Here is a 25,779-nt window from a genome sequence, read left to right as displayed (position 1 = left end):
GCCGGGCAAGAAGGAATGACAGCGATGAGCAATAAAGTTTTCCTGATCCAGCGTGAAGCGCTGGCGCCGGGCCAGGTGTGCAAGGTCGAGACATCGGGCTGCCCGCTGGCTGTCTACAACATCGACGGCGAGTACTTCGCCACCAGCGATGTTTGCACGCATGCCACGGCATCCCTGTCCGAAGGCGAGATCGTCGATGGCGACCTGATCGCCTGCCCGGTCCACGACGGCCAGTTCCATATCCCGACCGGACAGGCCGTCGGGTTCCCGTGCACCGTCGACCTGCGCACTTACAAGGTCATCGTCGAGGCTGACCAGATCTACGCCGATCTCGACGAAGAGTCCGAAGCGGCGTCGTCGGCTATCTGAAGCCATTGAGAGAGTGAACATGACACACGACTGCAGCGGCAACTGCGAACGCTTGCGCAAGGATCCCGCCAGCGCGCCCCTGCGCGACCTGGATCGCCTGTTGGACCTGAACGCTGGCAGGCTGTCGCGCCGCGTCTACTGGGACCAGCGCATCTACGAGCAGGAACTGGAAAAGATCTTCGCGCGCAGCTGGCTCTTTCTCGCGCATGAATCGCAGATTCCCAAGGCGGGCGACTACGTCACCACGTATATGGCGGAAGACAACGTGATCGTGGTGCGGCAAAAGGACGCTTCCATCCGTGCCTTCCTGAACACCTGCCCGCATCGCGGCAACAAGCTGAACTTCACCGACGCGGGCAACGCGCGCAGCTTTGTCTGCAACTACCATGGCTGGAGCTTTGGCATCGATGGCGCCTTGCGTGGCATGGCGGGGCAGGAGCTGTTCGAGGCCAGCGGCATGGACCGCTCGGAACACGGCTTGCACCCGGTTGCCAAGGTAGCGAGCTACAAGGGGCTGGTGTTCGGCAACATGGATCCGGATGCGCCCTCGCTGGAGGACTTCCTGGGCGACTTCCGCTATTACCTCGACGTCATGCTGGACATGGACGGCGAGGGCACGGAGTTTGTCGGCAGCTGCGTCAAGTCGGTGATCAACTGCAACTGGAAGGTCCCGGTCGAGAACTTCATCGGTGATATCTACCACGCGCTGTGGACCCATGACTCCGCCGCGCGCGCCATGCTTGGCGGCCCGGTGGCAGAGGTCTTCAAGGATCCGGATTCGTACCATGTCAATGTCAACGGGCACGGCTGGGAATTCAACCTGGACGTCGTCGGCAATGCCGCGACCCTGGGCGACAAGGAGATCCGGAAATACCTGTACGGGATCCAGCCCAAGGTGGCCGAGCGGCTTGGCGAGTTCCGCTCGAAGATGATCGGCTCGATTTCCTCGGTCAGCGTCTTCCCGAACCTTTCCTTCCTGCCGGGGCAGAACACCTTCCGCGTCTGGCATCCGCGCGGCCCGGGCAAGATCGAGCTGCACACCTGGACCATCGTCAACAAGAGCGCGCCGCAGGACATCAAGGATCGCTGGCTAAAGGGCACCATGCTGACGTTCTCGCCCTCCGGCGTGTTCGAGATGGACGATGGCGAGAATTTCGAGTTCTCTACCCGCACCAATGCCGGCTTCGTCACGCGCCAGCAAGACCTGTACATGGGCCTGGGCCTCGACTCCCGGCTGGAGGGCAGCGAGCTGCCTGGCAATGTCTATCGCAACCAGGTGAACGAAGCCAACCACCGCGCGTTCTACCAGCGCTGGCTGGACCTGATGCAGGCGCGCGCCTGGGATGAAGTCCCGGTGCGCGACAAGCCAAGCTTGCCTGAGAGCGCGTTCGTCAACGACAGCCTGAAGGAGGTCGCATGAGCGCGCTCCCTCAACAATTGCCGCAGGCCCTGGCGCTGCAGGCGGTGGACCTTGCCACTGCGCATCGGGTGCAGCAGTTCCTCTATCGCGAGGCGCGCCTGCTCGACAGCGAGGCATGGAGCGACTGGCTGGCGCTGATGACGGACGACATCCACTACTGGATGCCGGCCATCGAGAACCGCCGCCGCGCGGACAAGCTGGGTGCCTACGGGGTGGGGCGTGGCGCGTATTTCGACGACAACCACTTCGACCTGGAACGCCGCGTGGCCCGCTTCAAGCAACCCTCCGCATGGGCCGAGGATCCGCCGACCCGCCATGTGCACGTCATCAGCAATATCGAAGCGTACGCGGGTGCGGCCGATGACGAGTTCATCGTGCATTCGGTCTTCGTCAACTACCGCAGCCGGGGAGAGGCGGACAACGATCTGTTGCTTGGCCGGCGCGAGGACGTGCTGCGCGCTCATGGCGGGGATTTCCGGATCGCCCGGCGCAAGATTGTCATCACGCAGTCCCTGCTGATGTCCAAGAACCTCAATACCTTCTTCTGACCATGGGCTGGCTCGATAACGATGTGGCATTGGTGACCGGCGCCAACTCAGGCATTGGCCTGGCGGTCACCCGCAGGTTCCTGGCGGAGGGCGCAGCCGGCGTCGGCGTGCTGGTGCGCAATGCGCAGAGCGCCGACGCCATGCGCGCAGAGTTTAGCGACCGCGTGGCGATCACCGTGGGCGACGTGCGCTCGGAAGACGCCAACGTGCAGGCGGTGCAGGCCACCGTCAAGGCCTTCGGCAAGCTCGACACCCTGGTTGGCAATGCTGGCGTATGGGACCACTTCGCCACGCTGCGCAAGCTGGAGCCGGGTGTGGTCAGCGCGACCTTTCGCGAGGTGTTCGACGTCAACGTGCTGGGCTACCTGCTGGCCGCTCATGCCGCCGCGCCCGCACTGCGTGAGAGCCGCGGCAGCATGATCTTCACGCTGTCGAACGCCAGTTTTTATGCCGGCGGCGGAGGCCCGGTCTACGTGGCCTCCAAGCACGCCTGCGTGGGCCTGATCCGGCAGCTTGCTTACGAACTGGCGCCGGACATCCGCGTGAACGGCGTGGCACCCGGCGGCACGGTGACCCCGTTGAAGGGCCCGGAGGCCCTTGGCAAGCAGGAGGCCCGACTGTCGGAGATTCCCGGCTTCTCGGACGCCGTGGCCAACGCAATGCCGCTGGGCTTTATCGCCCAGCCGGAGGACCACACCGGGCACTACGTGCTGCTGGCCTCGCGCACCAATTCCCCGGCAACCACGGCCGCCATCCTGCAAAGCGACTGCGGCTGGGAAGTCCGCGGGCGGCCAGGGCGGCGCTAGCCGATCAGCATGAGACAAGAACGAGACAAGATGAACGCCCCCAACGCATCGCCCAACACATCAGCCTGCGCCTCGCACGCTGCCGTGCGCAACGTCTTCGCCCGCGCGCGTCTGCCGGTCATGGGCGCGCCCATGTTCCTGGTCTCTGGCCCGGAACTGGTGGCCGCCAGCCTCAAGGCCGGCATCGTCGGCACCTACGCCGCACCGAACGCGCGCAACCTGGCCGCGCTCGATGCGGCGCTGGCGCAGATCGCAGCCGAGGCCGCCCATCACCCGCAAGTGCCCTGGGCACTGAACATGATCGTCCACAGCAGCTATGACCGCTTCGAGGCGGAAATGGCACTGGTGGAACGGTATCGCCCAGGCATCGTGACCACGGCGCTGGGCAGCCCCCGGCGCGTGCTCGAGCGCGTGCACGGCTACGGCGGGCTGGTGATGGCGGATGTCATCTCGCCGGCACTGGCCCGCAAGGCGATCGACGCCGGAGTCGATGGCCTGGTGCTGGTCACCAGCGGTGCCGGCGGCCACACCGGCACCTATCACCCCTTCGCCTTCCTGGCGGAAGTGCGCCGCTTCTGGGACGGCCCGGTTGGGTTGGCGGGCGCCATATCCAGCGGTGCGCAGATACGGGCCGCGCAGTTGCTGGGCGCCGATTTCGTGGTGGTCGGCACCCGCCTGATCGCAACGCGGGAGAGCATGGCGGCGCCCGCTTACCGCGACATGCTGGTGGCCAGCAATATGGAGGACCTGGTGCAGTCCACCGCCGTATCGGGCGTGATGGCGAACTGGCTCAAGCCGACGGTTGCGGCGGCGGGATTCACCCCCGACAAGCTCAAGGAGGAGAAGAAGATCGATTTCTCCGGCGACATTGCCTCGGCGCCGAAGGCATGGCGGGACGTGTGGTCGGCAGGCCATGGTGTCGGCGCCATCGATGCGGTCGGCTCGGTCGAGGACGTGGTCACGGCGCTGGCTGACAGCTATGCCGCCTGCCTGGCGGGAGAAGCTGAGCAGATCCTGCAGTTGCTGCCGAGATATCGCGCAGCCCGGGCCGCCGCCTAGGCTGGCGGACAAGCAGGCAATGACCAGACAACAAGCATCACGAGGTAGACAACGATGAAAGATACCCCCATCCAGCAGGCGGCCGAGGCTCTGTACCAGGCCCGCCGCGAGCGCAGCCCCATCGCCAGGGTCTCGGAGACCTTCGGCATCGACGGACTCGAGGCGGCCTATGCCGTTGCCGCCGCCAACACGGGACGCGCGCTGCGCGAAGGCCGCGTCATCAGCGGCAAGAAGATCGGCCTGACATCGAAGGCCGTGCAGGCGCAACTCGGCGTCGACCAGCCGGATTTCGGCGTGTTGTTCGCGGACATGGAGTTCCTGTCCGGCGCGGCCATTCCCTCGGGCTCACTGATCCAGCCGAAGGCGGAAGGGGAGGTCGCCTTCGTCATTGGCCGCGATCTTGATGACGAGGCAATGACCTGGGGGCGTTTCCTCCGTGCCATCGAATTCGCATTGCCCGCCATCGAGATCGTCGACAGCGCCATCCAGGACTGGAAGATCACGCTGGTCGATACGGTGGCGGACAACGCGTCCTGCGGTCTCTACGTGCTCGGCACCGATCCGAAGCGCGTGACCGACCTGGCGCTGGCCGATTGCGCGATGCGTTTCACGCGCAACGCCGAACCGGCGTCGGAGGGCAACGGCGCCGCCTGCCTGGGCCACCCGCTGCATGCCGCCTGGTGGCTGGCACGCACCATGACCGTGATGGGCGAGCCGCTGCGGGCTGGCGACGTCGTGCTCTCTGGCGCGCTTGGGCCCATGTTCAAGATCGGCAGTGGCGACGCGCTGCATCTGGAGATCGAAGGGCTGGGGCAGGTGCGCTGCCAGGTGGATTGACGCTAACGCCCGTCGCAAGAACGGGCGATTCGGAGACAACAATGGGAATCAAATACGCTGCCGCAATTGCGGCGGGGATCATGGTGTCCGCGTGGGCCGCTACGGGCTGCATTCTCGCCAAGCTGGAGGAGGGCGCATGGACGCAAACCAATTGACTCGCGCGTCCGCCGTCGGCCGCCGCGCCGCCGGACCAGATGCTGGCCTGCGGCTGGCAGAGCCCAGCATCCTGCGCACCGACCTGCCCGATGGCAGCTTTGTCTTACGCTCCTCGGTACCGCTGGCAGATTTCGATCGCTGCATCGGCGAATGGCTCGCACGATGGGCGGCCAAGGCGCCTGCGCGCGTCTTCCTGGCGGAGCGCCGAGGTTCGGGCTGGCATACCGTCAGCTACGGCGAGGCCCATGCCACGGTCCGCAATATCGGCCAGGCGTTGCTGGATCTCGATATTGCGCCGGAAGATCCCGTGGTCGCGCTGTCGGACAACAGCGTGAACCTGGCACTGCTGTCGCTGGCGGCCATGCACGTGGGACTGCGCATCGCGGTGGTGTCGTCAGCCTATACCAGGATGAGCAGCGATCACGCCAAGCTGCACGCCATCCTCGCCAGCTTGCATCCCGGCCTCGTCTATGCGGAGGACGCCGCCTTGTACGCAGCGGCGATACGGCGCGCCGGGCTCTCGTGCCCCGTGGTCTATGCGCAGGGCGCGGCCGGCGGCGAGTTGCCGTTCTCCGCGCTTTGCGCGGCCAGTGCCGGGCCCGGCGTGGATGAGGCGCTGCGCAGCATCACGGGCGCCACCATAGCCCGCATCCTGCTGACTTCCGGCTCCACCGGGGCCCCCAAGCTGGTGCCGAATACGCACGAGATGCTGTGCGCCAACCAGCAGATGATCGCGCAGTGCTGGCCGTTCGTCGACGAAACGCATCCCGTGGTGCTGGACTGGCTGCCGTGGAGCCATACCTTCGGCGCCAACCACAATTTCAACCTGGTGCTGCGCAATGGCGGCGCCCTGTACATCGACGACGGCCGCCCCGCGCCGGGCCTGATCGAGCGGACCATCGAGGGCATCCGCCAGGTTCGCCCGACGCTGTTCTTCAATGTGCCCAAGGGCTATGACGCGTTGCTGCCCTACCTGGAGGCGGATGAAGCCCTGGCCACGGCGCTGTTCGAACGGCTGGACATGCTGTTCTTCGCGGCCGCGGCCCTGCCGCAGAGGACTGCGGAGCGCCTGCGCGCGGTGGCGCGCGGCGCCCGGCATCGATCGTTGTTCTTCACGACGGAGTGGGGTTCGACGGAGACTTCGCCAGTGGTGACCAGCGCGCATTTCTCGTCCTCGGACCCGCGCAATATCGGCGTGCCTGTTCCCGGCGTCGAGCTGAAGTTCGTGCCGTGCCAGGGCAAGCACGAACTGCGGGTGCGCGGGCCGTCTATCTTCGCTGGCTATCTCGGCGACGAGGAGAAGACGCGCGCCGCGTTCGACGAGCAAGGCTTCTACTGCATGGGCGATGCGGGCCGGCTCGCCGATCCGGCCGACCCGAACAGCGGCGTCATCTTCGATGGCCGGGTGTCCGAAGACTTCAAGCTGACGACGGGCACCTGGGTATCGGTCGGCTCGCTGCGCGTGCGCGCGGTCTCGGCGATGTCGCCCTATGCGCTGGATATCGTCGTCACCGGGCACGATCGCGATGAAGTCGGCTTGCTGGTGTTTCCCAGCGCGAAGCTGCGTGCGCTTGCCAACGACCAGGACGGCACGCTTTGCGGTAAGTCGCTGGGGCTGGTGCCGGCCGTGCGGCGAGCGCTTGGCGCGGTGCTGGCCGACCTTGGCAGGGGTGCCGGGTCTTCCCAGCGGCCGGCGCGCGCGGTGCTGCTATCCGCCGCGCCGGCGATCGAGCAGGGCGAAATCACCGACAAGGGCTACATCAACCAGCGCGCGGTACTGACGCTGCGCGCCAGCGATGTGGATCGCCTGTATTCGGACTGCCAGTCCGTGATCTATCCAAACAACATCTCCCAGGGCTAACGGAAGCAATCATGACCCAGACACTGAAGGCCGCGATCGTCGGCTCCGGCAATATCGGCACGGATCTGATGATCAAGATCCTGCGCCATGGCCAACACCTCGAAATGGGCGTCATGGTCGGCATCGACCCCGCCTCGGACGGTCTTGCGCGCGCCGCCCGGCTTGGGGTTGCCACGTGCGCGACGGGCGTGGCTGGCCTGGTCGACATGCCGGCGTTCGCCGATATCGACATTGTGTTCGATGCCACCTCGGCCGGCGCCCATATCGAGAACGACAAGCTGTTGCGCACACGCAAGCCGGGCATTCGCGTGGTCGACCTTACGCCGGCCGCCATCGGCCCGTATTGCGTCCCCGTGGTCAACCTCGATGCCAACCTCGATGGCCGCAACGTCAACATGGTCACCTGCGGCGGGCAGGCCACCATTCCCATCGTCGCGGCCGTTGCCTCGGTGGCACAGGTTCACTACGCGGAGATCGTGGCTTCGATCTCCAGCAAGTCGGCCGGACCGGGAACGCGCGCCAATATCGACGAGTTCACGGAAACCACCTCCCGTGCGCTGGAAGTGGTAGGTGGCGCCCGCAAGGGCAAGGCCATCATCGTGCTCAATCCGGCGGAGCCGCCGCTGTTGATGCGCGACACGGTGTACACGCTGTCGGATATGGCAGACACCACGCGCATCGAGGCAGCGGTGGCGGCCATGGTGGCTCGCGTCAACGCCTACGTGCCCGGCTACCGGCTCAAGCAACGGGTGCAGTTCGAGCGATTCGACGAAAGCCAGCCGCTGAACATCCCGGGCGTCGGGCGCATGAGCGGGCTGAAGACCTCGGTCTTCCTCGAAGTGGAGGGCGCCGCTCACTATCTGCCCGCCTATGCCGGCAACCTGGACATCATGACTTCGGCAGCGCTGGCCACCGCCGAGCAGCTCGCGCGGCGCGTGCTTGCCGCGCGCGAGGCCGCGGTAGCGTGAAGAACCCAAGCCCAGGACAAAGCCCAGGACAAAAGATGGAAACCAAGCTCTATATCTCCGATGTGACCCTGCGGGACGGCTCGCACGCCATCCGCCACCAGTACAGCATTGCGCAGGTCAAGGCCATTGCGCGCGCGCTGGACGAGGCCAACGTCGATTCAATCGAAGTCGCGCATGGCGACGGCCTGCAAGGCTCCTCATTCAACTACGGCTTCGGCGCGCACAGCGACGTGGAGTGGATCGCAGCCGCCGCCGAATCTGTCACCCGCGCCAAGATCGCCACCTTGCTGCTGCCGGGAATCGGCACCACGCATGACCTGCGCGCCGCCTATGACGCGGGGGCTCGCGTGGTCCGGGTGGCAACGCATAGCACCGAAGCGGACATTTCCCGCCAGCATATCGAGTACGCGCGCGAACTCGGCATGGATACCGTGGGATTCCTGATGATGAGCCACATGACAACGCCGCAGGCTCTCGCCCAGCAAGCCAAGCTGATGGAAAGCTACGGCGCCACCTGCGTCTATGTGGTGGACTCCGGCGGTGCACTGACCATGAACGACGTGCGCGACCGCTTCCGCGCCTTCAAGGACGTGCTGAATCCCGCCACGCACACCGGCATGCACGCGCACCACAACCTCAGCCTGGGCGTGGCCAACTCCATCGTCGCGGTCGAGGAAGGCTGCAACCGGATCGACGCCAGCCTGGCCGGGATGGGCGCCGGCGCGGGCAATGCGCCGCTGGAAGTGTTCATCGCTGCGGCCGAGCGCCAGGGCTGGTCGCATGGCTGCGACCTCTACAAGCTGATGGACGCCGCTGACGACCTGGTGCGCCCGCTGCAGGACCGTCCGGTGCGGGTCGACCGCGAGACGCTCGCCCTGGGCTACGCGGGCGTGTACTCGAGCTTCCTGCGGCACGCGGAAACGGCGGCTGCCCAGCATGACCTGAAAACAGTCGACATCCTGGTTGAACTCGGCAAGCGCCGCATGGTGGGGGGGCAGGAAGACATGATCGTGGACGTCGCCCTGGATCTGAAGGCACGGCAACTGGAAGCGCAAGATGGCGCCCGACACTGAAGCGCAGCTGGCGCGGCCAGCGGACCAGTCCGAGCCGGGGGTGACACTGACCTTCGCGCCGGCGGGTGTCCAGTTGCGGTGTGCGCCCGGCGCGTCGCTGCTGGATACCGCCGTGTCGCAAGGCTTCTTCCCGAAACACAGTTGCCGCCGGGGCGAGTGCAATGCATGCGAGGCACGGGTGATCGCCGGGGAGGTCGCTTACCCTGCCGGCTTCATCCCGGAAGGGGTGCGGCCGGGGCACTGCCTGACCTGCGTGGCGCGGCCGGTGACCGATGTCATCATCGAAGCGCCGGAAGTCTGCGCCATTCCCGGCCGCCGGGTGGTGCAAGCGCCCGCGCGGGTGGCGCAGGTGCGCCGGGTGAGCCCGGATGTGGCCATCGTGTCGTTGCACGTGCAGGGAGGGACGGATTTCTCGTTTTCCCCCGGCCAGTATATGGACGTGATCCTGCGCGACGGCACGCGGCGCAGCTATTCCATGGCAAACGCGCCGGATGCGCAGGGCACGATCGAATGGCATGTCCGCGCAATGCCCGGCGGGCGGTTCTCGCCGCATGTGTATGAGAAGCTGAAGCAGAGGGACGTGCTGCGGCTGGAAGGGCCCTTCGGGGCGTTCACCCTGCAGGATTCCGATGCCCCGGTCATCCTGCTGGCATCCGGCACGGGCTACGCGCCAATTGCCTCGTTCATGCGTAGCCACCACGAGGCGCTTGCAAGACGAGGTGCCACGCTTTATTGGGGTGGCCGGCGCAAGGAAGACCTCTACGCGTGGGACGACGCGGCGCACTGGGCTGCTTCCAGCGAACGCTTGCATTTCGTTCCCGTGCTGTCCGAGCCGGATGGCCCATGGACAGGGCGCACGGGCTTTGTGCACGAGGCGGTCGCTTGCGACTTCCCGGATCTCTCGGCGTTTGAGGTGTACGCCTGTGGCAATCCGCTGATGGTGGATGCAGCCAGCCACGTGCTGACGCGCGACAACGGGCTGCTTGCGGGCCGGTTCCATAGCGACGCGTTCATCACGGCAATCAAGCCGGCAAGATAGACGCCACGTCTTTCGTCGGGAAAGCGCGGTCGGGCCTGGATCAAGACATATCAAGGCATATCAAGACATAGCTAGCCGCAGCGCAGGAGGATCGTGAAAATCTCCGCGCAAACGGCATCTGGAGGAGACACAATGGCGCGCCAGGCCGCCCCCGCCTGGCGCCATCCTCAGTGCAGCCGCGTGCCCGCCGCCAGCAAACGCTCCAGCCCCTGGGCCAGCGTCATGCCCAGCGCGCGTCCCCAGCCGTGGATGGCGAGCACGTGCCGGCGGTAGACGGCATGGTGGAGCAGGGCGGCAAACCTGCCTTCGATATGCCAGCCGCTCTCCTTGCCCGGCGCGGCCACGCTGGCGATGGCGTTGCTTCCCGCCAGGCAGACCAGCGAGCCATAGTCGCGATACCGGAACCCCTCGGTGTGTTTGCCCGCCAATCGCCGTGGCAACGCTTGCGCAAGATACAGCGCTTGCTGATAGGCAACCTGCGCGCGCGTCGGGAGCTCCGCATCGAGGTCCTGGGGCCGGCAGCTGGCGCAGTCGCCGATCGCGTAGATATGTTCGTCCTCGACGCTCTGCAGCGTGGGCAGCACGCGGATCTGCCCTTTGGCATTGACCGGCAGCCCGAAGCTGGCCAGCATGCCCGGCGCGGCTATGCCGGCCGCCCACACCACGACATCCGCCTGCATGGGTGCCTGGCCGGCCATGGTCAGACCGCTCTCGCTGACGGACGTCACGCGGGCGCCGCACTGGACGCGGATGTTCAGCCGCGCGAGCTGTTCGCCGGTGCGATCCGCGATCCGGGCGCCGAGGCCGGGGAGCACCCCGGGGGAGGCTTCTATCAGGCAGATGTCCACGTCCTTCACCGGGTCGAGCCGGTGGATGCCGTAACGGTTCAGCACGCTGGACGTGCGGCGCAACTGGGCCGCGAGCTGCACGCCGGTGGCGCCCGCGCCGACGATGGCGACGCGGACTGTGCCGGTGGGCGCTTGCGGCTGTGCCGCGGCCTGCGCGGTCTTGCGGCGCAAGGCGGTGAACACGCGGTCACGCACCTGCTCCGCGCTGCTCACGCTGTCCAGCGTCAGGGCGTGCTCACGCGCGCCGGGCACGCCGAAGTACTGCGTGACACCGCCAACGGCAAGCACCAGCTTGTCGTAGCCGATGGACTGGATCTCTGCGCCCTCGCCATGGCCGGTGCCGGCGATAGCCACGGAGATGGTGCGGTTGATGCGATCCACCGCATGCAGGTCGCCCTGCACGTAGCGGAAGCGATGGCGCTCGGCCTGCAGCGCGAAGGACGTATGGTGAACCACGGGCTCGAGCCTGCCCGCGGCCACTTCATGCAGCAGCGGCTTCCACAGGTGCGTGGGGCTGCGGTCGACCAGCACGATTTCGGCGAGCCCTGGCTTGCCTAGCCGCCTGGCGAGGCGGGTGGCGACCTGCAGCCCGGCGGCGCCGCCGCCGACGATCACGATGGTGGTCATGGGAAACTCCGTGATTGGGGTCTTGTTGCGGCAAGCGGCTCCAGCCGCCGCTTGCCGTCCACGCTGCACTCCAGCGCGTGGAAGTCCGGCCAGAGCGCATCCGGCGATCCTGAAAGCACAACGGATCGCCCTGCCTGACGCGGCGCATCGTCATACGCCGGCTGAACACTGGCTGTGTGCATGCCGACGGCTTGCGCGGCGCGCAGGCTGCTCGGCGTGGCGCCAACCAGCAAGGCGCGGTGCGCGGGCACGTCGGCGGTGCGCAGGATCAGCCGGTAAAGCTCGATCTCGGTTTCCCGGGGCAGCAGCGCGTCCGCCGTGGCGACGACGGTAAAGCGGCCCATCCAGTCTGGCCCGATGGCGCCATCGAGCAGCACGCGCAGCCCACGCGATGCGACCGGCGCGGCAAGCGCCAGCCGCGCGCCGCCCAGCTCCGCGCTGCGCATGAGCTGCATGGCCTGGGCACGGATTTCGATCGACTGGCCGGCACGCGCGCCGGTGCAAGCATCCTCATGCCAGCGCAGCAGGGCGTCGCGTTCTCGCGGTGCTGCGCCGAAGCCGGACTGGCGCAGGTCGTCCGCGCGGATGAGTACATCGTCCAGGGTAAGCACCAGCAATTCCAGCGACATTTTTCGTCTCCCTATGCACTACGTTTCGATACGCGGACGCGATTGCGTTTCCGGTCAGGGCACTATAAGGTAGCCGCTTCATATTGAAAAATTGGTTTATAAAACCGACCAATAGGTTTTCTACTATGAATCGCACCACCACCTTCCGGCAGCTCAATGCCATCGATGCCATTGCCCGCCTGGGCGGTGTTTCCCGCGCGGCGGAGGAATTGCACATCACGCAGCCAACGGTGTCGCTGCAGCTCAAGCTGCTCGAGGAAGCGATCGGGGCGCCGCTGCTGCAGCGCGCGGGCCGGGGCACGCAGCTCACGCCCGCCGGTGAGGTGATGGCGGGCTACGCCGGTCAGATCCTGCGGCTGTGGCGCGAAGCCACCGAGGAGGTGGCGGCGCTCAAGGGCAACCTGGCCGGCACGCTGCGGGTCGGCGCCATCACGACGGCGGAGTACCTGCTGCCCTCGATGCTGGTGGCATTCACCGCGGACCAGCCCGACGTCAAGATCAAGCTCCATGTGGGCAATCGCGAGGAGATCGTGCGGATGCTGGCCATGCATGAGATCGACCTTGCCATCATTGGCCGGCCGCCCACGGACATCCGCACGCAGGCGACGCCGTTCGCCAAGCACCCCATGGCATTCATCGCGGCGCCGGACCACCCTTTGATGGCGCGCCGCAATCTCACGCTGCAGGACCTGGTGGCGGAGAACCTGCTGGTGCGCGAGCGCGGCTCCGGCACGCGCAATACCGTGGAGCGGCTGTTCAGGGAGGCCGGCCTGCGGCTGCCCCTGGGGTCCGAGCTGTCCAGCAACGCGGCGATCAAGCGGATGGTGTCGGCAGGGTTGGGGCTTGCATTTCTCTCCCTGCACGCCTGCACCCTGGAATTCCAGGCCGGGCTGATCGGGCTGTTGCCGCTGCAAGGCAATCCCATCGAGCGCGACTGGTACGTACTGAACCTGCCGGGCGTGCGCCTGCCGCGAGTGGCGGTTGCCTTCCGTGGCTACCTGGTGGAGCAAGGCCAGGCGGAAATCAACCGGCAGCTGGAGTCCTTTGACGTGATACTGCGCCGCCTGCACGCGCGCGCCCGGCGCCAGCGCAAGGCAACGGCTGCGCAAGGGGAGCGATCATGAGGCCCGGCATGCCGATGCGCCGTGCCATGGCGGCGCTTGCGCTCGGGCTGGCATGCACGGCGGCGCAGGCCCGCGGGCCGGAGGTGCCGTACAATCCGCCTCCCATTCAGGATCTGGCGCAGATACAGCAGGCTGCGGCGGCGTTCGTGGCTGCGCAGAACCAGCAAGCGGGCACCCGCTGGGTAGCGGGCGAGCCGAACAACAAGGTGCTGGCGCCCCGCTGTGCCAAGGCCTTGGGTGTGCAATGGGCGCCGAAAAGCCAGGGGCTATCCAGCCAGAGCGTAGCGGTGCGCTGCCCGCGTACCGCAGGCGGCTGGACCCAGCGCTGGGAGGTCTTTGTCCCGGTGAGGCAGGCCGCACGTTGACGCGCCGGCGCGTTGGCCAGTTGGTCCGTTGGCCCGCTGGCGAATGGGAAACCCCTTGGTTTGGGCAATCACTTAACAATACATGAAGAAAAAGTCTCTTCTAATTGCTGCCGCGGCAATCGCCGTCCTGGCTTACCCCGCGTATCTCTACTGTTATTACGGCGTGGCCTATGGCGGCAAGGCGTACAGCCCCAACGGGGCCTTCTACTATCAGAAATACAAGCTGGCCAGCTGGCGTAGCTGGGTGCCGATCATGGCCTTTCCGGGACAAGGCTCGGACAAGCTCTACTATGTGAACGGCTATGTGCGGGTGTACACCGCCGACGGGAAGCAGATCGGCCAGGCATCGGCGTCCGGCGTGCCGTTGGCGGAGGTGTTCTGGGCTGGCGATGCGCTGGTGGTGATGGACGGCAGCTCCGATCAGGATGGCCCCATCATGCTGCCGGGGCGCTCGGACTGACCGGCGCAAGGCATTCAAGTTTGCGGATGGCTCGCCGTTAGGAGGGGCACCCGTTGAATTCGAATGTAGACCTTGCGCCCCGCCACTGAATACGACCGCCCCGCCAGCAGGCTGCTGCCGGCCGAGATTGACGCCGGCGGGCAGCATCCCGAGCCGTCCGTCACCGACTGGCTGCTGCACGATGACCAGGTGATCCGCGAGTGCTTTCGCCATGCCGCCGCGATCCTGAAGAATGCGACGGGTGCCGCCATGACGGCGGTCACGCTGCTCGACGAGGAGCACCAGCACTATCGGGCCGCGGCGGGCATGCCGCTTTCGCCTATCTCGCGCAAGCATTCGCTTTGCGACCATGTGGCGCGGCACGGTGACCTGTTCGTGCTCGAGGACGCGCTGGCCGATCCACGCTTTGGCGAATGCATGCTGGTCAGATGCTTCCCCTTCGTGCGTTTCTACGCAGCGATCCCGATCAAGGCGCCCTGTGGCACGGTCGTCGGTGCGCTCTGCGCGATGGATTCGGCGCCGCACCGCATCACCCTGGCGCAGTGCGAGGTCTTCAGGCACCTGCGTGCCATGGTCGAGAACGATCTGAAGCTGCGCACTGCCACCGCGATCGATCCGCTCACGCAACTGTTCAACCGGCGCGCCATGCTGGAGAGCGTTCGCCGCAGATGGCATGAAACGGCCGACGGAGAAGAAATCGGCGCGGTCATGGTCGACGTCGACTGGTTCAAGCGATACAACGACGCCTACGGGCATCCGGCGGGCGACACCTGCTTGCGCGAGGTCGCATCGGTGCTGCAATCGATTGCGGATGCGCATCGCATGATCGCCGGGCGCCTGGGCGGGGAAGAGTTCGGGCTGCTTCTGTGCGGCGCGCCACGGCCAGCGCTGGAGACGGCGCTGGAAGACCTGCGCCTGAGCGTGGAGCGCTTGAAGATAGAGCACCGCGGCTCGCCGTTCGGCAGCGTGACGCTGAGCATCGGCGCATCGCTGGCGCGCAAGAAGGGCGCCGTCGAGCCCGGGTCTCGCGAGGGGTTCGCGCTTGCGGACCGCGCGCTCTATATGGCCAAGGCCGACGGCAGGAACAAGGTGGTCATCATCTAGATGGGCAACTCGCTGGCTGGCTAACTCGCTAGCAGGCCGCCGTGCCTGCGGCGGCCTGCGCCCATTGCACGAACCCGGCATGGCGCGCCAGCAGGCGGCGTGCCGTGTTGTAGTCCGGCGAATCGATGCGCGGGCCCTGCGCGAGCTTGCCGTCGCGCACCGCCTCATACCTGCCAACCCTGTCTTGCGCCTGCGCGACCTGCTGCGCCGATGGCGTCAGCGCGGCGTGTATCGCGGCGACCTGATGCGGGAACACCGTGCATTTCGCCTTCAGCCCGATCCGCCGGGCCCAGGCGAGGTCCTCAGCCAGCGCCGTAGCATCCTGGTAGTTGAACGGACAGTCGATCGGCACGCAGCCCGCGGCAATGCAGTCCACCAGGAAGCGCGAGCGCACATGATGCAGCTCGACGCCGTCCGGGCCGCGCACCGCATCGAGATCCGCGCTCAGGTCTTCCGCCGCCAGCAGGCAGGCACTGACGCGCGGGCTGGCCGACAGGATGGCTGGCGCGGCAACGATGCCCCGCGCGGATTCCAGCGTTGGCACGATTTCGGTGTGGCCTTGCGGCAAGCCAAGCTCGCGCTCAAGGCCGGTGATCAGCTGGTCGAGCGCCAGGATCTGCGCGCCCGACTCGGTGTGCGGCAGCAGGATCGCCGCGGGCGCACCCGGCAGCACGCCGCGCAGGTCATCCAGCCCGTCGCCATCCAGCTTGTTGACGCGCACGGCGCCGACAATGCCGCGGGCCCGGCATTCGCCCATCAGGGCGGCGATCCGCGCGCGCGCCGCGGGACGGTCCGCGGGGCTGGTGAATTCCTCCAGGTCGGCGACCACCACATCCGGGCCGCTCTCCAGGGCCGCGTGCTGGCGGACGGGGTCCAGGCCGGGCACGAACAGCCAGCTGCGCCGCAGTCCAGGCGGCCGTCTTGTTGCTTGGCTGCTCATGGCGTTTCTCTCGTAGCGGGCGCGTGGCCATCGCCCTGGAACAGCACGGCACTGGCCGGCTCACCCGCCTGCAGGCGGGCCAGGATCGCCGGCTCGGCTTCATCGGAAGCCAGCGCCTGGTTGATGATGCCGGCGGCGACATCCGGCGCCAGGAACAGCACGCCGTTGTCATCCGCCAGCACGATGTCTCCCGGGTTGACGGTGACGCCGCCGCAGATCACCGGCTCATTGACGGCGCTGCCGCCGTCGTCGATGCGCTTGGTGGTCAGGACGCTGGTGCCGCGCGCGAACACCGGCATCCCCATGGCGCGCAGCTCCAGGATGTCCGTCACCACGCCGTCCACGATGATGCCCCTGGCGCCGGCGCACAAGGCTGCGGTGCCGGTGACGGCGCCAACGGGGGCATGCGCATGGTCGCCGCAGGCGTCGATCACCAGCACATCGCCGGGCGCGAGGCTGGCCAGCGCCCGGTTCACGGCAATGGCGTTGGGCGTGGCCAGGCGCAGCGTGACGGCACGGCCAACGACCTTCACGTTGGGCGCGAGCGCGCGGATCTCGTGGCTGGCAAAACCGTCTTCAAGGAAGTGCCCGAGCGTGGGGAAGCTCACCCGTTCAAGCTGGCGCAGCAGTGCCGTGTCAAGTTTGGCTTGCATGGCGCTCACTCAGGACAGCGAGGTGGTGGCGTCCACCCCGGTGGCCGCCGCCGGGGCATGCCTGCTGAGCGTCTCGGCCAGCAGCAGCAGGGCGGCGGCGGAAATCAGCGCGGAGCCGATCATGTACCACGCAACGGAAGAGCCGCGGCCCGTGGCGGACAGCAGCGCGGTGGTGATGATCGGCGTGGCGGCGCTCCCCAGCAGCCCGGACAGCATGTAGCTGATCGACAGGCCCGAGTAACGCACCTTGGTGCCGAACAGCTCCGCCAGGAACGTGGCGATCGGGCCGTAGTTGGCCGCGAAGGCGCTCATCATCAGCAGGTAGCCGAGCAGGGCGAACGAGAATACCTTGGTGTCCAGCAGCCAGAACAGCGGGAAGGCTAGCAGCGCCTCGGCGATGATGCCGCCGATGATCACCGGCTTGCGGCCCACCTTGTCCGACAGCAGGCCAAACAGCGGCAGCAGCACGATGCACAGCGCGCACGAGATCAGCGCGATGGTGAGCATCTGGTTGCGGGAGAAGCCAAGCGTCTGCGTGCCGTACGTCAGCCCGAACGCCACGATCAGGTTGAAGGCCGTGCCGGTCGACATCGTCGCGATGCCGCCCAGCAGGACCTGCTTCCACGATTTCGTCAGCACTTCCGCCAGCGGGATCTTCACCTGCGCGGCGGTGGCCTTGACCTTGCTGAACGACGGCGTTTCCGACGTGTTCAGGCGGATGTACATGCCCACGCCCACCAGCAAGACGCTGGCCAGGAACGGAATGCGCCAGCCCCAGGACAACAGCGCCTCATTCGATAGCACGGCATTGCAGAGCAGGAACGCCAGGTTGGCGATCAGCGTGCCGGCGGGCACACCGATCTGCACCCACGATCCGTACAGGCCGCGCTTGTCGGCCGGGGCGTGTTCCACCGCCATCAGCACCGCGCCGCCCCACTCGCCGCCCAGGGCCAGGCCCTGTATCACGCGCAAGGTGAGCAGCAGGATGGGCGCCCAGATACCGATCGAGCGGTAGTCCGGCAGCAGGCCGATGGCAAAGGTGGCCGAGCCCATCATGATGAGCGAGATCAGCAGCATGGACTTGCGGCCGACCTTGTCGCCGAAGTGGCCGAACAGCGCGGCGCCGAGGATGCGGGCCAGATAGGCCGATGCGAAGGTGCCAAAGGCGAGCAACGTGCCGGTGAGCGGGTCAAAGGCCGGGAAGAAGACCTTGTTGAAGACCAGGGCCGAGGCCGTGGCGAAGATAAACAGGTCGTACCACTCGACCGTGGTGCCGATGACGCTGGCCGCGGCAATTTTCTTCATGTTGCGGGGCGCTCGCCCGGCTTCGGGCTGGTGGGTGGGGGCGTGGTCGGGGTTCATGAGGCTTTCCAGTAATGCGGGCAGGCTTGGGCACGCGTGAGGTAAGGGGGCCGGTGCGGGGTGATGCTTTGGATGTTTTTGTTCGGGTGGTCAGGCCAATATAGCGTAGATGACCGAGAAATTAAGCGTAATAGGTAGTTGTTCTAGGTCAGGTGGGCGGGTGGTCCGGCCTGTTTGGCCGAATTTCACCACTTCGGCTTCGTTAACGCAAGCCACGTGCCAGCAACAAAAGTGACTACATGGCACTTTTCGCTAAAGTCTGCGCGTGGAATTGGTGCGAAAGTGGGCGGCGGGAGGCGCTGGGTTGGGCCTGGCTTGCACCAGCGGTGTGCGCCCGGACCCGGATTGCCCGGGCCCGGCAAAGGGTCTGTCTGGCCTACTCGGCGATGTCTTCGGACAAGCGCGACACAATCGCCAGCAGATGGAACGACATGGCGTGGCGCGCCCGGATGGGGTCCCGCGCCACAATCGCGCTGACGATGCGGTCGTGCTCGCCAACCGCCGCGCGCCAGGCAGATGCATCCACAAAGTGCTTGTCGAGCCGCTTATACAAGGGGCTGGCCTCGCACAGATCCCATACATGCGTGACCACCGATGCCAGCGCCGCATTGCCGCAAGCATCGGCGATGGCCTGGTGGAAGGCTCGGTCATGTGCGAAGTCGCCAGCTTCCGGCGACTGATCGGGGTTCATCTTCCGGTGCGCCTCTTCGATGGCGGCGATCTGCTCGGGGGTGCCTTGCTGGGCTGCCAGCGCCGCGCATTCCGGTTCGAACAGCGTGCGCGTCTCGATCAGCTCGAACGGGCTGGCTTCCAGTGCCGCGCCCAGGCGGGCATCGATCTCGGCAGCCGGATCGGGCTCGGTGCCGTTGGTGGCGGCCTGCCCGTTCTCCTTGGGTTCCAGCACGAATACGCCGCTGCCGACGCGCACCTCGATATAGCCGCCGATCTCGAGCGCGATCAACGCTTCGCGCAACGTCGAGCGCGCGACGTTGAGCTGCTCGGCCAGCTCGCGCTCCGCGGGCAGGCGCTCGCCGGGGGCGAACTCGCCTGCGCTGATTTTCTTGGCAATCTGGTCGGCGATCAGCCGGTAAAGGCGCTGCGCTGAAACCGCTTGAAGTAAGGACATGAAGGCAAGGCCGCTGCAAATTGACTGATGGTCTGATCAATACAGCAAAACCCGGTGTCTGTTCAAGGGGCAGGGTGGGTTTCTCCCGGCTTTCCGGGGCGCGAGCGGGAGTGGTCCGGCCAATATGGCCTCGGATTGGCAGCAAGCCGGGCATGCGCTCCGGGTGCTATCGGTCGTCTTTCCCGCACATCGCTGCGCGTGTACTGGGCAAAACGTGAAGCAATCGCCTTCAATTGGACTGACCACCCTGTCAAAAAATCAAAAGATTTGGCAATTTTCCTGCGAAAGCCATAGAATTGGTCCGGCCACCGGTTGAGTTACAAGCCCGGCGACACAGATAGCGGCTTTAGCGTCATCCGGCGGGTCGCACTGGTCTGACCCGAAGCCTGACCCGAAGCGCTTTCCCCCGATTTCCCGGCCGGCCCCTCACGGCGCCGGCCGTCCAGATCCAGACAAGACAGCAGGACACCAATGCAATGGAGCATGCAATGAAGAACGCAGACCTGGTACGCCGCAAAGATGCCGCCACGCCCCGTGGCGTTGGTGTGATGTGCAACTTCTATGCCGAGCGCGCCGAGAACTCGGAACTGTGGGATGTCGAAGGCAACCGCTACATCGACTTCGCGGCTGGCATCGCCGTGCTCAATACCGGTCACCGCCATCCGCGCCTGGTGCAAGCCATGCAGGCACAGATGGAGCGCTTCACGCACACCGCCTACCAGATCGTGCCCTATGCCAGCTATATCGAGCTGGCCGAGAAGATCAACGCCCGCGCGCCGGGCGCGTTCGCCAAGAAAACCGCGTTTTTCACCACCGGCGCCGAGGCTGTGGAGAACGCCATCAAGATCGCCCGCGCCGCGACTGGCCGCCCGGGCGTGATCGCCTTCTCCGGCGGCTTCCACGGCCGCACCATGATGGGCATGGCGCTGACCGGCAAGGTCGTGCCGTACAAGGTGGGATTTGGCCCGTTCCCGGGCGACGTGTTCCACGCACCGTACCCGTACGGGTTGCATGGCGTGAGCGTGCAGGATTCGATCAACGCGCTGCACCAGTTGTTCAAGGCGGATGTGGACCCGAAGCGGGTCGCGGCCATCATCTTCGAGCCGGTCCAGGGCGAGGGTGGTTTCAACGTGGCGCCCGCCGAGTTCGTGCGCGCGCTGCGCGGCATCTGCGACGAGCACGGCATCCTGCTGGTGGCCGATGAAGTGCAGACCGGCTTTGGCCGCACCGGCAAGCTCTTTGCCATGGAGCACTACGACGTCACGCCGGACCTGACCACCATGGCCAAGAGCCTGGCCGGCGGCATGCCTTTGTCGGCCGTTTGCGGCAGGGCCGAGATCATGGACGCGCCGGCCCCCGGCGGGCTGGGCGGCACCTACGCCGGCAACCCGTTGGCGGTGGCTTCGGCGCTGGCGGTGCTGGACGTGCTGGAGAGCGAGAAGCTGATCGAGCGCGGCGCCGCGCTCGGCCAGCGGCTGCAGGACAAGCTGGCTGGCCTGAAGTCGCGCGTGCCGGAGATCGGCGAGGTCCGCGGCGTGGGCGCCATGATTGCCGTGGAGTTCCGCAAGGCCGACGGCCGCCCCAATCCCGAATTCACGCGGCAAGTGCAAGACCGCGCCCTGGAGCGCGGCCTGCTGCTGCTCTCCTGCGGTGTCTACGGCAACGTGGTGCGCTTCCTGTTCCCGCTGACCATCCCCGACGCCGTAATGGACGAAGGGCTGGGCATCCTGGAGGCCGCGCTCCTGCAGTAACCGCCTGCGCGCAAGCTCAGGCCCGCAAACATCGTATTCAAGACTTCGAAGGATCGCCGCACCCAAGCTGAAGCGCGCGGCGATCGCAAAAACGGAATTCACGACCATGAACAAGCAATCGCCGCAAGCATTGCCGGCGCGCACAGAGCGCAACGGTGGCCAGATCCTGATCGACCAACTGATTATCCAGGGCGTGAAACGCGTCTTCCTGGTGCCGGGAGAAAGCTACCTGCCTTGCATCGATGCGCTGTACGATCATCAGGACAAGATCCAGCCCATCGTGTGCCGGCAGGAAAGCGGGGCGGGCTATATGGCGGAGGCGCAAGGCAAGCTGACCGGCGAGCCCGGCATCTGCTTTGTCACGCGCGGCCCCGGCGCCACCAACGCCAGCATCGCCGTGCACACCGCCTACCAGGATTCGACCCCCATGATCCTGTTCGTTGGCCAGGTCGGCAACGATTTCTACGAGCGCGAAGCATTCCAGGAGGTCGACTACCGCCGCATGTTCGGCCAGATGACCAAATGGGTGGCGCAGATCGACCGCACCGACCGCATTCCCGAATTCATCGCGCGCGCCTTCGCGGTGGCCACCAGCGGGCGGCCCGGCCCGGTCGTGCTGGCGTTGCCGGAAGACACGTTGTGGGGCAAGGCTACGGTGGCCGACGTGCCACGTTACCGCCGTGCCCATAGTGCGCCGACGCCCGACGCCGTGGCCTCGCTGGCCGAACTGATCGAGCAGGCGGAGCGCCCGTTCCTGCTGCTAGGCGGATCGGGCTGGACGCCGGAGGCCTCGCGGCAGATGGAAGGGTTTGCCGAGCGCTTCGCGCTGCCGGTCGGGGTGGCCTGGCGCCGCCTGGAGTGCTTCGACAACCATCATCCGAACTTTGCTGGGCACGTGGGCTGGGCCATGCCCGAATCGCTGCGCAAGCGCGTACAGGAAAGCGACCTGCTGATCGCGGTGGGCACACGCATGGGCGAGGCCACCAGCGAGGGCTACACGGTGGTGGAGAGCCCGCTGCCGAAGCAGAGGCTGGTCCATGTGTACCCCGACGCCAATGAGCTTGGTCGCGTGTTTCATCCCACGCTGCCGATTGCCGCGGACGTGGTTTCGTTTGCCGCCGCGGTGAGCGAACTCTCCCCATCGCGTTGCCTGGGGGCGCGCAACGCCGGGCACGACGCCCACCAGGTCTACCTGGCCGAGCAGGAACCCAAGGCCGCGCCGGGCGCCCTCAACCTCAACGTGGCCGCCTGCCACGTCCGCGACAACGTGCCGGAGGACACCTGCATTACCGTTGGCGCGGGCAACTACGCCTTGTACCCGCATGCCTACTACCGCTTCAAGGGCGTTGGCACCAGCCTGGCGCCGACCGTGGGATCGATGGGCTACGGCCTGCCGGCGGCCATTGCCGCCAAGCTCGAGAACCCCGGTCGCACCGTGATCTGCTATGCGGGCGACGGTTGCTTCCAGATGAACCTGCAGGAACTCGGCGTTGCCATGCAGTACCGGGTCGGCATCGTCGTGCTGGTCTTCAACAACGGCATCTGGGGCACCATCCGCGCGCACCAGGAGCGCGAGTTCCCGGGCCGCACCGTGGCGCTTGGCTTCGACAATCCAGAGTTCAGTGAACTGATCCGCGCCTATCGCGGGTATGGAGAAATTGTCGCCAGCGATGAAGCGTTCGGCCCCGCTTTTGCGCGTGCCCTTGCGTTCGCCAACACCCAGCAGCTGCCTGCCTTGCTGGAGCTGCGCTATGACGCGGACGGCATCGCGCCGGGCATGACCTTGTCGCAGATCCGCTCGGACGCACTCGCCCGGCAAGCGCACGCGAAGTAATGGCCACGACGGCAAGGAGAGAGAACATGAGCATGCTGGCAATCAACGGCGAGCGCCTGTGGCAGTCGCTGATGGACCTCGCCGCGATCGGCGCCACGCCCAAGGGCGGCAATGCGCGCCTGGCGCTGACGGCGCTGGATGGGCAGGGGCGCGACCTGGTGACCGGTTGGATGCGCGCAGCCGGACTGAGCGTGACGGTCGACCAGGTCGGCAATATCTTTGCCCGCCGGGCAGGGCGCAACAACGCGCTGGCCCCGGTCATGACCGGCAGCCATATCGACACGCAGCCCACCGGCGGCAAGTTCGACGGCTGCTATGGCGTGCTGGCCGGCCTGGAAGTCATGCGCACCCTGAACGACCACGGCATCACCACCGAGGCTCCGCTCGAAGTGGCCATCTGGACCAATGAAGAAGGCTCGCGTTTTGTCCCGGTGATGATGGGTTCCGGCGTGTTTGCCGGCGTCTTTCCGCTGGAGACCGCGCTGTCGGCCACCGATGTCGCGGGCAAGCGGGTGGCGGATGAACTGGCGGCCATTGGCTATGCCGGCGACGCGGAAGTTGGCCGCAAGGTTGGCGCCTACTTCGAAGCCCATATCGAACAGGGGCCGGTGCTCGAGGCCGAGGACAACGTGATCGGCGTGGTGACCGGATCGCTGGGCCTGCGCTGGTACGACGTCACCGTGACCGGCATGGAGGCGCACGCCGGCCCCACGCCGATGCCGCTGCGCAAGGACGCGCTCTATGCCGCCACGTTCCTGATGCAGGAAGTGATCCGCATCGCCAACGACTTCGCGCCCCACGGGCGCGGCACGGTGGGCGTGGTCAAGGTCCATCCGTCGTCGCGCAATGTCATTCCCGGGGCGGTGACGTTCACGGTCGACCTGCGCCACCTCGACCCGGTGCGGCTTGCCGGGATGGATGCGCGCTTTCGCGCGGCTTGCGCCGCCGTCGCGGATGGCACCACCACCGGCGCGGCCCTGGATGTGGTTGTGGAAGACGTGCAGTATTTCGCGCCCACGCCGTTCGCGCCCGAGCTGATCCGCCACGTGCGCCAGGAAGCCGCCGCGCGGGGCTACAGCCATCAGGACATCGTCACTGGCGCAGGCCATGACGCGGTCTACATCGCCGGCGTGGCGCCCACCGCGATGATCTTCGTGCCGTGCAAGGACGGCATCAGCCACAACGAAATCGAAGACGCCAAGCCGGAGCATCTGGAAGCCGGGGCCAATGTGCTGCTCGGCGCCATGGTGGCGCAGGCGAACGCGAACGCCTAAGCGGGCCGAAACCCCAATGCATGCCAGGAATCCACGATGAGTGACTTGAGAGATCTCGCCTATTGGCGCAAGCAGGCTGCAACGGTATCGATCCGTTCGCAAGCCTATATCGATGGCCGCTGGGCCGACGCCGCCGACGGCGCCACCTTCGAGACCATCAACCCCGCCACCGGCAAGGCGCTGGCCAGCGTCGCGGCCTGCGGTGCGCAGGACGTCGACCGCGCGGTAGCCGCGGCGCGCAAGGCGTTTCAGTCCGGCGTCTGGTCGGACATGCCGCGCAGCGCCAGGAAGGCCACGCTGCTAAGGCTATCGCACCTGATCGACACGCATCGCGAAGAGCTCGCGTTGCTGGAAACGCTCGACATGGGCAAGCCCATTGCCGAGACGCTGCAATACGACATCCCCGAAGCCGGCCGCACTTATGCCTGGTACGCCGAAGCCATCGACAAGATCTATGATGAGATCGCGCCGACGGGCCCCGACGTGCTGGCCACCATCACGCGCGAGCCGCTAGGCGTGGTGGCGGCGGTCGTGCCCTGGAACTACCCGCTGCTGATGGCCAGCTGGAAGGTGGCGCCCGCGCTGGCCGCCGGCAACAGCGTGGTGCTCAAGCCCGCGGAACAGTCCCCGCTCACCGCGCTGCGGCTGGCGGAACTCGCCGAAGAAGCGGGCATCCCGGCGGGCGTCTTCAATGTGGTGCCAGGTCTTGGCGCCGCCGCCGGGCAGGCACTTGGCCGCCATCCCGACGTGGACTGCATTGCCTTTACCGGCTCCACCGCCACCGGCAAGCGTTTCATGGAGTATTCCGGCCAGTCCAACCTCAAGCGCGTCTGGCTCGAGTGCGGCGGCAAGTCTCCGCATATCGTCTTTGACGACTGCCCCGACCTGGACCGCGCCGCGCAGGCCGCCGCCATCGGCATCTTCAGCAACCAGGGCGAGATCTGCATCGCCGGCTCGCGCCTCTATGTGCAAAGCGGCATCTACGACGCGTTCATGGAGAAGCTGGAAGCACACGCGGCGCGCATGCAGCCGGGCGACCCGCTCGATCCCGCCACCGCCATGGGCGCCATCGTCGACGGCGCGCAACTGCAGCGGGTGATGTCCTATGTGAAGAGCGGCGAGGACGAAGGCGCCCGCCTGCGCGCAGGCGGCAAGCGCGCGCACACGGACAGTGGCGGCTTCTACATGCAGCCCACCATCTTCGAGTGCCCCACGCAGTCGCTCACCATCGTGCGCGAAGAGATCTTTGGTCCGGTGCTGGCAGTGACCCGCTTCGAGTCCGAGGAAGAGGCCATCCGCATGGCCAACGATTCGCCCTACGGGCTGGGCTCGGGACTCTGGACCTCCAACCTGTCCCGCGCCCACCGCGTTTCGCGCAAGCTGCAGGCGGGGCTGGTGTGGGTCAACTGCTATATGGACAGCGACGTGACGGTGCCATTTGGCGGCGTGAAGCAGTCGGGCTCGGGACGGGACAAGTCACTGCATGCGCTGGACAAGTACACGGACCTGAAGACCACGTGGATCAGCCTGGCGTGACCAGGCAACG

24 protein-coding genes are annotated in these 25,779 nt (G+C 66.6%); 18 read left to right on the top strand and 6 right to left on the bottom strand.

All coding sequences use genetic code 11. The features are described 5' to 3' along the window. The first annotated feature begins 24 nt into the window (after window positions 1-24). The 10 genes from AC1RQC_RS09840 to AC1RQC_RS09795 all read left to right on the top strand — a co-directional run bounded on the left by AC1RQC_RS09840 (window position 25) and on the right by AC1RQC_RS09795 (window position 10,136). Window positions 25-369, top strand: coding sequence for a non-heme iron oxygenase ferredoxin subunit (locus AC1RQC_RS09840; RefSeq protein ID WP_416051952.1), 345 nt, complete (start codon window positions 25-27; stop codon window positions 367-369). A gap of 19 nt (window positions 370-388) precedes the next feature. Continuing rightward, complete coding sequence (locus AC1RQC_RS09835; RefSeq protein ID WP_492375159.1) at window positions 389-1,789, top strand: aromatic ring-hydroxylating dioxygenase subunit alpha; 1,401 nt, start codon at window positions 389-391, stop codon at window positions 1,787-1,789. Further along, on the top strand, window positions 1,786-2,337 hold the full coding sequence (locus tag AC1RQC_RS09830) for a 3-phenylpropionate/cinnamic acid dioxygenase subunit beta (protein WP_492375158.1): 552 nt from the start codon (window positions 1,786-1,788) through the stop codon (window positions 2,335-2,337). The genes AC1RQC_RS09835 and AC1RQC_RS09830 overlap by 4 nt, the downstream gene beginning before the upstream one ends. Before the next feature lie 2 nt (window positions 2,338-2,339). After that, on the top strand, window positions 2,340-3,143 hold the full coding sequence (hcaB, locus tag AC1RQC_RS09825) for a 3-(cis-5,6-dihydroxycyclohexa-1,3-dien-1-yl)propanoate dehydrogenase (protein ID WP_492826823.1): 804 nt from the start codon (window positions 2,340-2,342) through the stop codon (window positions 3,141-3,143). Window positions 3,144-3,173: 30 nt separating this feature from the next. Beyond that, window positions 3,174-4,202 carry an NAD(P)H-dependent flavin oxidoreductase gene (locus AC1RQC_RS09820; RefSeq protein ID WP_492375156.1) on the top strand — a complete coding sequence of 343 codons (1,029 nt, stop codon included), beginning with the start codon at window positions 3,174-3,176 and terminating at the stop codon, window positions 4,200-4,202. A gap of 54 nt (window positions 4,203-4,256) precedes the next feature. Then, entirely contained in the window at window positions 4,257-5,039 is a 783-nt protein-coding gene (locus tag AC1RQC_RS09815; RefSeq protein ID WP_492826825.1) for a 2-keto-4-pentenoate hydratase, read from the top strand. A gap of 136 nt (window positions 5,040-5,175) precedes the next feature. Continuing rightward, entirely contained in the window at window positions 5,176-7,056 is a 1,881-nt protein-coding gene (locus tag AC1RQC_RS09810; RefSeq protein ID WP_492813279.1) for a feruloyl-CoA synthase, read from the top strand. Window positions 7,057-7,067: 11 nt separating this feature from the next. Beyond that, a complete protein-coding gene (locus AC1RQC_RS09805) occupies window positions 7,068-8,024 on the top strand; it encodes an acetaldehyde dehydrogenase (acetylating) (protein ID WP_492826829.1) in 957 nt (318 codons plus the stop codon). Between the two features lie 35 nt (window positions 8,025-8,059). Further along, window positions 8,060-9,097, top strand: a complete 1,038-nt coding sequence (dmpG, locus tag AC1RQC_RS09800) for a 4-hydroxy-2-oxovalerate aldolase (protein WP_492826831.1) — start codon at window positions 8,060-8,062, stop codon at window positions 9,095-9,097. Further along, the gene (locus tag AC1RQC_RS09795; RefSeq protein WP_492883098.1) at window positions 9,081-10,136 is read left to right on the top strand and encodes an FAD-binding oxidoreductase; all 1,056 of its coding nucleotides are present in this window, start codon (window positions 9,081-9,083) and stop codon (window positions 10,134-10,136) included. The genes dmpG and AC1RQC_RS09795 overlap by 17 nt, the downstream gene beginning before the upstream one ends. A gap of 167 nt (window positions 10,137-10,303) precedes the next feature. Here AC1RQC_RS09795 and AC1RQC_RS09790 read toward each other — a convergent pair whose 3' ends face one another. Then, a complete protein-coding gene (locus AC1RQC_RS09790) occupies window positions 10,304-11,611 on the bottom strand; it encodes an NAD(P)/FAD-dependent oxidoreductase (RefSeq protein WP_492883096.1) in 1,308 nt (435 codons plus the stop codon). Beyond that, window positions 11,608-12,240, bottom strand: a complete 633-nt coding sequence (locus AC1RQC_RS09785) for an HAD family hydrolase (protein ID WP_492883094.1) — start codon at window positions 12,238-12,240, stop codon at window positions 11,608-11,610. The genes AC1RQC_RS09790 and AC1RQC_RS09785 overlap by 4 nt, the downstream gene beginning before the upstream one ends. 125 nt (window positions 12,241-12,365) lie before the next feature. On the opposite strand from AC1RQC_RS09785, the gene AC1RQC_RS09780 reads away from it, so the two are divergent. The 4 genes from AC1RQC_RS09780 (at window position 12,366) to AC1RQC_RS09765 (ending at window position 15,293) form a co-directional block, all read left to right on the top strand. Next, on the top strand, window positions 12,366-13,364 hold the full coding sequence (locus AC1RQC_RS09780; protein ID WP_492375148.1) for a LysR family transcriptional regulator: 999 nt from the start codon (window positions 12,366-12,368) through the stop codon (window positions 13,362-13,364). 8 nt (window positions 13,365-13,372) lie between these two features. Next, window positions 13,373-13,729: a hypothetical protein gene (locus tag AC1RQC_RS09775; RefSeq protein WP_492813289.1), complete on the top strand. Its 357-nt coding sequence runs from the start codon at window positions 13,373-13,375 to the stop codon at window positions 13,727-13,729. Window positions 13,730-13,811: 82 nt separating this feature from the next. Next, a complete protein-coding gene (locus AC1RQC_RS09770; protein ID WP_492375146.1) occupies window positions 13,812-14,189 on the top strand; it encodes a hypothetical protein in 378 nt (125 codons plus the stop codon). Window positions 14,190-14,261: 72 nt separating this feature from the next. Beyond that, the gene (locus AC1RQC_RS09765) at window positions 14,262-15,293 is read left to right on the top strand and encodes a sensor domain-containing diguanylate cyclase (RefSeq protein ID WP_492375145.1); all 1,032 of its coding nucleotides are present in this window, start codon (window positions 14,262-14,264) and stop codon (window positions 15,291-15,293) included. Between the two features lie 28 nt (window positions 15,294-15,321). On the opposite strand, the gene AC1RQC_RS09760 is transcribed toward AC1RQC_RS09765, so the two are convergent. The 4 genes from AC1RQC_RS09760 to AC1RQC_RS09745 all read right to left on the bottom strand — a co-directional run bounded on the left by AC1RQC_RS09760 (window position 15,322) and on the right by AC1RQC_RS09745 (window position 19,374). Then, the gene (locus AC1RQC_RS09760) at window positions 15,322-16,233 is read right to left on the bottom strand and encodes an HpcH/HpaI aldolase/citrate lyase family protein (protein ID WP_492375144.1); all 912 of its coding nucleotides are present in this window, start codon (window positions 16,231-16,233) and stop codon (window positions 15,322-15,324) included. Then, complete coding sequence (locus AC1RQC_RS09755) at window positions 16,230-16,886, bottom strand: RraA family protein (protein ID WP_492375143.1); 657 nt, start codon at window positions 16,884-16,886, stop codon at window positions 16,230-16,232. Before AC1RQC_RS09755 ends, AC1RQC_RS09760 begins: the two co-directional genes overlap by 4 nt. Window positions 16,887-16,895: 9 nt before the next feature. After that, the gene (locus AC1RQC_RS09750) at window positions 16,896-18,248 is read right to left on the bottom strand and encodes an MFS transporter (protein WP_492387158.1); all 1,353 of its coding nucleotides are present in this window, start codon (window positions 18,246-18,248) and stop codon (window positions 16,896-16,898) included. Window positions 18,249-18,624: 376 nt separating this feature from the next. Continuing rightward, window positions 18,625-19,374, bottom strand: a complete 750-nt coding sequence (locus AC1RQC_RS09745; RefSeq protein ID WP_043354300.1) for a FadR/GntR family transcriptional regulator — start codon at window positions 19,372-19,374, stop codon at window positions 18,625-18,627. 488 nt (window positions 19,375-19,862) lie between these two features. Here AC1RQC_RS09745 and gabT point away from each other — a divergent pair, with 488 nt between their 5' ends. The 4 genes from gabT (at window position 19,863) to AC1RQC_RS09725 (ending at window position 25,769) form a co-directional block, all read left to right on the top strand. Continuing rightward, entirely contained in the window at window positions 19,863-21,125 is a 1,263-nt protein-coding gene (gene gabT / locus AC1RQC_RS09740) for a 4-aminobutyrate--2-oxoglutarate transaminase (RefSeq protein ID WP_174425308.1), read from the top strand. A 106-nt stretch (window positions 21,126-21,231) separates the two neighbouring features. Beyond that, complete coding sequence (locus tag AC1RQC_RS09735) at window positions 21,232-22,959, top strand: thiamine pyrophosphate-binding protein (protein WP_492883091.1); 1,728 nt, start codon at window positions 21,232-21,234, stop codon at window positions 22,957-22,959. Window positions 22,960-22,985: 26 nt separating this feature from the next. Continuing rightward, window positions 22,986-24,233: a Zn-dependent hydrolase gene (locus AC1RQC_RS09730; protein WP_492813300.1), complete on the top strand. Its 1,248-nt coding sequence runs from the start codon at window positions 22,986-22,988 to the stop codon at window positions 24,231-24,233. A gap of 36 nt (window positions 24,234-24,269) precedes the next feature. Continuing rightward, the gene (locus AC1RQC_RS09725) at window positions 24,270-25,769 is read left to right on the top strand and encodes an aldehyde dehydrogenase (RefSeq protein WP_492372274.1); all 1,500 of its coding nucleotides are present in this window, start codon (window positions 24,270-24,272) and stop codon (window positions 25,767-25,769) included. The last annotated feature ends 10 nt before the right edge of the window (window positions 25,770-25,779 follow it).

This window comes from Cupriavidus sp. GW822-FHT03E04 (assembly GCF_058801495.1).
This window is presented reverse-complemented; position numbering and strand designations above follow the sequence as displayed.